This is a genomic window from Streptomyces sp. NPDC057743, assembly GCF_042798755.1.
Lineage (GTDB): Bacteria > Actinomycetota > Actinomycetes > Streptomycetales > Streptomycetaceae > Streptomyces.
The window spans coordinates 22,412-29,443 of record NZ_JBHVJX010000028.1; the positions used below are offsets into that span (position 1 = coordinate 22,412).

The window sequence follows — 7,032 nt, forward strand, 5'->3', positions numbered from 1 at the left end:
CTTGCAGTGTGGACCTGAGCGAACCCGAACCCCTGCCCTCTCGTTGCGCACCACGGGCAGGAGGGTCGCCACAGCGCAGCGGGCCACCGCGTGCATCACGCGGCGGTCCCCTTCACCTCCTCGGGAAGAGCGGTCTCGTCTTCCCCGAAGTCCGGGGCCTGGAAGGGGTTTGTCGCCGGAGGCGGCGACGCTGCAGTGGAACAGCGGGGTTGCCCTTCCAGGGCGGAGAACAGCGACGTCAGATCGATGAGAGGTCTCCCCTTCGTAACAGGTCCCCGAAGGGGCCTGGCATGCCGTGACCGGGCATAGCGGTCCTACAGCTTGGTCATCTTGGCGTACGGGCTCAGGATCCGCATTTGTGCCGAGCCGAAATCCACGAGTGCCGCGATTCCGTCCTCAATGCCGATCACCCGGCCGAGGCCGTAGATGTCGTGCGTGACCTGATCGCCCATGGCGAAGTGCTTGGGCGCCGGCGTGGCCGGGGCCTTGAAGGGGCTGGTAGGCAAGTGACGCTTCGGTGCAGCGGGCTTTGTCATTGCCCCCAGTATGCGCCTACGCGCTTTTCGTTCGACACCCTCCGGCGGCAACACCCCGCTTCAGGAGCGAGGTTGGGCAACCGCGAGCCTGACCTGCGGGTTCCCTGCCGTCACCACGGAGCAGCAGTCGCAGCGCATCCCCCGCCGCCCGGCGCACGACGAGACCAGGACCGAGCCATCGACGGCCGCCCTGCCGCTCCCCGAGATCTGTGCGACGGCGCTCCAACTCCGGCGCAAGGCCCAGGAGTCAGCGAAGCCAGCGGCCGGCAAGCCGTGAACGGACTCCGGCACATCCGCCTACACGACACCCACCACACCCGCGGATCACTCCTCGCACGAAAAAGCCCCCACCAGTTGAACCCGGTGGGGGCTTTTACGTCGGTGGACCTGAGGGGACTCGAACCCCTGACCCCCTCGTTGCGAACGAGGTGCGCTACCAGCTGCGCCACAGGCCCTTGCGACGAGTGAAACTCTAGCATCCCCCTCGCCGTGCTCGGAAATCGCTTCCGCTGCTGGTCAGTGCGAGGTGCCTCACTCGTTTGCCGCGCGCGGGCGGTCCTCGTCCTCGTACTGATCGAAGAGCGGAGTGCGGCCGCGGGCGCGGCGACCCGGGTGGGTGGGGCGGTCCTGCGAGCCGTTGGGGCGCGGGCGCTCGGTGACGGAGCTGGAGCGGGCGGAGCTCCAGGCGTCGTCGGCGTCCAGGTCGACGTGGCTGGTGGCGCGCGGGGCGACCGGGGCGGTGACGTAGGTGGGGAGCGGGACCGGGACCGGCTCCCAGCTGCCGGCAGCCGGGCGCGGGCGCTCGCGCTGTTGGTCGACCCACTCGGCGTGGTCGGTCTGTTCGACGAGGGCGCGGGCGCCGGAGGCGTGCGGGGCCGGCGCCGGGCGGGACGGCTCCGGGGCGGGCTCGACGTCAGCGTGGGCGTCGGGCTGGTGGTCGACGACGGGCGGCTGGTCGGCCGCCTGGTGAGGGCGGGGCCGGCCCTCCCGCAGCCGCTGCGCTGCCGCCTCCGCCTTGCGCTGGTCCATGGTGAAGGTGAAGCGGCGACGCTCCTGGGTGCGCAGGTGAACGATGTACGCGGTCAGGAGCACGGCGGGCAGGGCGGGGGCCCAGAGGAAGGGCAGACCGCCGACGGCCGCGGCGATCGCGCCGCCGGTGAAGGCGAAGAACAGCACGGTGATGGTGCGCCGGCGGCGGGCCAGGACCTTGGCGCGCTTGGTGCGCTCGGCGAGCGAGGGGCGCAGCGGGGCGGCCTGCGGGCGGGCGGGGGCGTCGTCGGGGAAGGCCGGGGCCGGTTCGGGGTCGCCGAAGGACCGGGCGCCGGCCGGTTCGTCCGTGGCGTCCGGGTCCCGCTCGTCGCCGGCATCGTCGGCGGGGCACGCCCCGTGCTCCTTGTCGTAGCGGCGCTGCATGGCCGCGCGCCCGGACAGGAGCCGGATGGCCGTGCTGAAGCGCTCGGTGGGACGGGCCTCGTTGAGCTCGTCCTGCCTACGGAGCCACATCGGCACCAAATAGGCGGCCCAGGCCCCGACGATGACTGCGTAGATGAGGCCGCTGCTTCTCACAACTCACACGGTAGAGGGGTTTGCACGGGGCCATCCGCCAATTGAGCCGGTGTGTCGCACGATCTGGCTGATATCTCGAACTTTTTTTGTGATTGTTGCGATGGAGTTGTGGTGAATGCGGCGAGCCCGACGACGCAATTCGAACAGGTTTTTTATTTGTGGGATGTGTCGGAGCGGTCGGGTGCGCCGGGTTTCCGGCTGTGCCAGCGGTTGAGCAGCCCTTCGGGCGCTTCGTCGGCGGTGAGCGCGAAAACCGCGTGGTCGCGCCAGGCGCCGTCGATGTGGAGGTAGCGCGGGCGGATGCCTTCCGCGCGGAAGCCGAGTTTCTCCACGACGCGAAGGCTGGGGGCGTTTTCCGGCCGAATGCAGACCTCGATGCGGTGCAGTCCGACGGTGCCGAAACAGTGGTCGACGGCGAGCGCCACGGCGGTCGGCATCACGCCGCGGCCGGCGACTTCCCGATCGACCCAGTAGCCGATATGGCCCGAGCACATCGAGCCCCATGTGATGCCCGCGACGGTGAGTTGGCCGACGAGTCGGCCGCGGTATTCGATGACGAACGGCAGCATCCGGCCGGCGTGCGCCTCGGCCCGTAGGTGACGGACCATCTGCCGGAAGGTGGGGCGGTGCGGCACCGGGACACCGGGCGGGGCGGGCGGGACCGTAGCCTCCCAGGGGCGCAGCCAGTCGCGGTTGCGGCGGTTGACCTCACGCCAGGGGCGTTGGTCGCGCAGCCTTATCGGGCGGAGGGAGATCTCTCCGTCCGTCAGGACCACCGGCCAGGGCGTGTTCAGCTGGGGCTCCCGGAGGGTCTGGGGTGGTCGCCGCCGCGGATCTGGTCGACCGCGTGCGGCAGCAGGTCGGCGAGGACGGCCAGGCCGTCGCGGACCCCGCCGGTCGAGCCGGGAAGGTTGACGATCAGGGTGCGGCCGGCGACTCCGGCCAGGCCGCGGGAGAGCGCGGCGGTGGGCACCTTGGCCCGGCCGGCGGCGCGGATCGCCTCGGGGATGCCGGGAACCTCGTGGTCCAGGACGCGGCGGGTGGCCTCGGGGGTGCGGTCGGTGGGCGAGATGCCGGTGCCGCCGGTGGTCAGGACGACGTCGTAGCCGGCGGCGACGGCGTCGCGCAGGGCGGCCTCGACGGGGTCGCCGTCGGGGACGACCTGGGGGCCGTCGACCGCGAAGCCCAGGGCGGTCAGCCCCTCGGCGAGCAGCGGGCCGCCCTTGTCCTCGTAGACGCCGGCGGCGGCGCGGTTGGAGGCGGTGACGACCAGGGCGCGGGCGGGGGTCACGACCGGCTCCAGTCACCGGACTTGCCGCCGGTCTTCTCCTCGACGCGGATGTCGGAGATCACCGCGGCCTTGTCGACCGCCTTGACCATGTCGACGACGGTGAGCGCGGCGACCGAGACCGCGGTCAGGGCCTCCATCTCCACGCCGGTGCGGTCGGTGGTCTTGACGGTGGCGGTGATCTCGACGGCCTCGTCGGTGACGGAGAGGTCCACCGTCACCCCGGAGACGGCCAGCGGGTGGCACAGCGGGATGAGGTCGGGGGTGCGCTTGGCGCCCAGGATGCCGGCGATCCGGGCGGTGGCCAGCGCGTCGCCCTTGGGGACGCCCTCGCCGCGGAGCAGCTCAACGACGCTCGGCGCCACCAGGACGCGGCCGCGGGCGCGGGCGGTCCGGGCGGTGACGTCCTTGTCGGAGACGTCGACCATGCGGGCCGCGCCGGCCGCGTCGAGGTGGGTGAGGTTTTGCTGACCGCTGCTCATCGTTCTCCCGGTCCATACTGCCGCCTTGTGGGACGACACCGTACCCCCGGGCCTGGTACGGGAGGCGCCACGGGCTCCCCGGAACGAGTGCTTCCGGGCGGGCGTCAGCAGGGGCCGAGCGGGATGACCTCGACGGTGGCGTCGGCGGGGACCTCGGTGACGTCCTCGGGGACGACGATCAGGGCGTCGGCCTGGGCCATGGCCCGGATGAGGTGGGAGCCGCTGCCGCCGACGGGGGCGACCGTGCCGGACACCGGGTCGTAGGAGCCGCGGAGGAACTGCCGCTTGCCGGCCGGCGAGGAGCCCAGCGGTGCGGTGAGGCGGGCCCGGACGGTGCGGCGGTGCACCTCGGGGTGGCCCATCAGCGTCCGGATGACGGGGCGGACGAACAGTTCGAAGGAGACGTAGGAGCTGACCGGGTTGCCGGGCAGGGCGAGCAGCGGGATGCGGTCGGGGCCGATCAGGCCGAAGCCCTGGGGCTTGCCGGGCTGCATGGCCAGCTTGCGGAACTCCACCCGGCCGTCCTCCGCGGCGAGGTCGGCCAGGGTCTCCTTGACGACGTCGTACGCGCCGACGCTGACGCCGCCGCTGGTGACCAGGACGTCGGCGCGGGCGTACTGGTCCTCCAGGGCGGCGCGCAGGGCCTCGGCGTCGTCCGCGACGGCGCCGACGCGGTAGGTGAGCGCGCCGGCGGCGCGGGCGGCGGCGGTGAGCTGGAAGCTGTTGGAGTCGTGGATCTGGCCGGGGCCCAACGGCTCGCCGGGCGGGACCAGTTCGCTGCCGGTGGAGAGCACCACGACCCGGGGGCGGCGGTGGACGGTGACGGTGTCCAGGCCGAGGGCGGCGAGCAGGCCGAGCTGGGTGGGGCCGAGGACGGTGCCGGCGGGCAGGGCCGGTTCGCCGGCGCGGGCGTCGCTGCCGGCCCGGCGGATGTGGGCGCCGGCGGTGGCCGGGCGGTGCACCCGCACCTCGCCGGCGGCGTCCTGCGGGGCGGCGCTGTGGGCGCGCATGGTGGCGGCCGGCCCGCGGCCGCTGCCGCCGTCGGTCCACTCGACGGGGACCACCGCGTCGGCGCCGGGCGGCAGCGGGGCGCCGGTCATGATGCGGGCGGCCTGTCCGGGGCCGACGGTGGGGAGCGCGCCGCTGCCGGCGGCGACGTCGCCGAGGACGGTGAGGGCGGTCGGCGCCTCCTCGGTGGCGGCCGCGACGTCGGCGGCGCGGACCGCGTAGCCGTCCATGGAGCTGTTGTCGAACGGCGGCAGCGGCAGCGGGACGGTGAGGTCCTCGGCGAGCACGCAGCCCTGGGCGTCGAGGAGTTGCCGCTTGGCCGGGGCGGGCGGCTGGATCCGCGCGAGGATGTCGTCGAGGTGGGCGGCCACCGACCAGACGCGGTCCGGGTGGTGGGTCTGGCCGGTGGTGCCGTTCAACGTCCTACATCTCCTCGGTGACGTAACTGCGAAGCCAGGCCCGGAAGTCGGGGCCCAGGTCCTCACGTTCGCATGCCAGTCGGACAATGGCACGCAGATAGTCGCCGCGGTCACCGGTGTCATAGCGGCGGCCCTTGAAGATCACGCCGTGTACGGGGCCGCCGAGTTCGGGGTGGGCGGCCAACTCCTGGAGAGCGTCGGTGAGCTGGATCTCGCCGCCGCGGCCCGGGGTGGTCTTGCGCAGCACCTCGAAGACGGCGGGGTCGAGGAGGTAGCGGCCGATGATGGCGAGGTTGCTGGGCGCCTCGGCCGGTTCGGGCTTCTCGACGAGGTCGGAGACGGCGACCACGTCGCCTTCGGCGGTGGGGGTGGCGGCCGCGCAGCCGTAGAGGTGGATGCTGCCCGGGTCGACCTCCATGAGGCCGATGACCGAGCCGCCGTGCTCCTCGCGGACCTCTATCATCCGGCGCAGCAGGGGGTCGCGGGGGTCGATGAGGTCGTCGCCCAGGAGGACGGCGAAGGGCTCGTCGCCCACGTGGGGCGCGGCGCACAGCACGGCGTGCCCCAGGCCCCTGGGGTCGCCCTGGCGGACGTAGTGGATCGTCGCGAGGTCGCTGGATTCCTGGACCTTGGCGAGCCGGGAGCCGTCGCCCTTGCGTCGCAGGGCCTCTTCGAGCTCGTAATTGCGGTCGAAGTGGTCTTCCAGGGGACGCTTGTTGCGACCGGTGACCATCAGGACGTCGGTCAGTCCGGCCGCGGACGCCTCCTCCACCACGTACTGGATGGCGGGCTTGTCGACGACCGGCAGCATCTCCTTGGGAGTGGCCTTGGTCGCCGGCAGGAACCGGGTGCCGAGCCCTGCTGCGGGGATGACAGCCTTGCTGATCCGTGCATGCGATGGGGTCATGCGCGACACCCTAACCGCCCCGACCGGCCCGATGATGAGGGACCGGTCAAGAGATCAGAAGAGCCCGAGCGAGGCCCACGATGAGCGTTGAGCACGAGGAAAAGCGCAGGTTGCGGCGGGATCTCCTGGAGGTGAGGAGGGCGTTGCCGGCCGATGTCGTGGCGGCCAGGGGCGCGGCGTTGGCGAGGCGGGTGCGGGAGTTGGACGAGCTGCGGGCGGCCCCCGCCGGCGCCCCGCTGACCGTCGCGGCGTATGTGTCGATCGGTGGCGAACCGGACACCCTGGCCCTGTTGGACGCGCTGCGGGCGGCGGGGGTGCGGGTGCTGCTGCCGGTGCTGCTGCCCGACAACGATCTGGACTGGGCCGTATACGAGGGCGCCGAGCATCTGGTGCCGGCGGGCTGGGGGTTGCGGGAGCCGGCCGGGCCGCGGCTGACCCCGCAGGCCGTCACGGAGGCGGACGTGGTGCTGCTGCCGGGGCTGGCGGTGGACCGGACCGGGCTGCGACTGGGCCGCGGCGGCGGCTCCTACGACCGGGTACTGGCCCGCCTGGAACGGTCCGGGAGGCGGGCGTCGTTGGTGGTGCTGCTCTACGACGACGAGGTGGTGGAGCACGTCCCGGCCGAGCGCCACGACCGGCGGGTGCACGCCGCGGTGACGCCGTCGGGGGTGCACCGCTTCCGCCACTGACCGCCCCCGCGCGGCGCGGTTTCACGTGAAACGCCGTCGGGGGGGGGCGGGGGGGGGGCCGGCGGCCCCCCCCCCCCGGGGGGTGGGGGGGGGGGGTGCCGGCGGTGTGGTGGGGGTGGGGGGGGGGGCAGTGGGGC

At 73.1% G+C, this 7,032-nt stretch carries 8 protein-coding genes and 1 tRNA gene; 1 reads left to right on the forward strand and 8 read right to left on the reverse strand.

Going from position 1 to position 7,032, the window contains the following annotated elements; all coding sequences use genetic code 11:
- Positions 1–314: 314 nt before the first annotated feature.
- The 8 genes from ACFVFQ_RS27835 to galU all read right to left on the reverse strand — a co-directional run bounded on the left by ACFVFQ_RS27835 (position 315) and on the right by galU (position 6,206).
- The gene (locus ACFVFQ_RS27835; protein WP_383420856.1) at positions 315–536 is read right to left on the reverse strand and encodes a hypothetical protein; all 222 of its coding nucleotides are present in this window, start codon (positions 534–536) and stop codon (positions 315–317) included.
- A 382-nt stretch (positions 537–918) separates the two neighbouring features.
- A tRNA-Ala gene (locus tag ACFVFQ_RS27840) sits at positions 919–991 on the reverse strand.
- 76 nt (positions 992–1,067) lie between these two features.
- The gene (locus ACFVFQ_RS27845; RefSeq protein ID WP_383420858.1) at positions 1,068–2,102 is read right to left on the reverse strand and encodes a hypothetical protein; all 1,035 of its coding nucleotides are present in this window, start codon (positions 2,100–2,102) and stop codon (positions 1,068–1,070) included.
- Positions 2,103–2,254: 152 nt separating this feature from the next.
- Complete coding sequence (locus ACFVFQ_RS27850) at positions 2,255–2,878, reverse strand: GNAT family N-acetyltransferase (protein WP_383420860.1); 624 nt, start codon at positions 2,876–2,878, stop codon at positions 2,255–2,257.
- A 14-nt stretch (positions 2,879–2,892) separates the two neighbouring features.
- Positions 2,893–3,393: a molybdenum cofactor biosynthesis protein B gene (locus tag ACFVFQ_RS27855; protein ID WP_383420862.1), complete on the reverse strand. Its 501-nt coding sequence runs from the start codon at positions 3,391–3,393 to the stop codon at positions 2,893–2,895.
- A complete protein-coding gene (moaC, locus tag ACFVFQ_RS27860) occupies positions 3,390–3,872 on the reverse strand; it encodes a cyclic pyranopterin monophosphate synthase MoaC (RefSeq protein WP_383420864.1) in 483 nt (160 codons plus the stop codon). Before moaC ends, ACFVFQ_RS27855 begins: the two co-directional genes overlap by 4 nt.
- Before the next feature lie 104 nt (positions 3,873–3,976).
- Complete coding sequence (gene glp / locus ACFVFQ_RS27865; protein WP_383420867.1) at positions 3,977–5,299, reverse strand: gephyrin-like molybdotransferase Glp; 1,323 nt, start codon at positions 5,297–5,299, stop codon at positions 3,977–3,979.
- 4 nt (positions 5,300–5,303) lie between these two features.
- Positions 5,304–6,206 carry a UTP--glucose-1-phosphate uridylyltransferase GalU gene (galU, locus tag ACFVFQ_RS27870; protein ID WP_383420869.1) on the reverse strand — a complete coding sequence of 301 codons (903 nt, stop codon included), beginning with the start codon at positions 6,204–6,206 and terminating at the stop codon, positions 5,304–5,306.
- An 80-nt stretch (positions 6,207–6,286) separates the two neighbouring features.
- Here galU and ACFVFQ_RS27875 point away from each other — a divergent pair, with 80 nt between their 5' ends.
- A complete protein-coding gene (locus tag ACFVFQ_RS27875) occupies positions 6,287–6,895 on the forward strand; it encodes a 5-formyltetrahydrofolate cyclo-ligase (RefSeq protein ID WP_383420871.1) in 609 nt (202 codons plus the stop codon).
- The last annotated feature ends 137 nt before the right edge of the window (positions 6,896–7,032 follow it).

Bases quoted from the DNA above. Each gene is read 5' to 3' on its own strand.
- ACFVFQ_RS27835 (WP_383420856.1), bottom strand. From the start codon at position 536: ATGACAAAGCCCGCTGCACCGAAGCGTCACTTGCCTACCAGCCCCTTC.
- moaC (WP_383420864.1), bottom strand. From the start codon at position 3,872: ATGAGCAGCGGTCAGCAAAACCTCACCCACCTCGACGCGGCCGGCGCG.
- galU (WP_383420869.1), bottom strand. From the start codon at position 6,206: ATGACCCCATCGCATGCACGGATCAGCAAGGCTGTCATCCCCGCAGCA.
- ACFVFQ_RS27875 (WP_383420871.1), top strand. From the start codon at position 6,287: ATGAGCGTTGAGCACGAGGAAAAGCGCAGGTTGCGGCGGGATCTCCTG.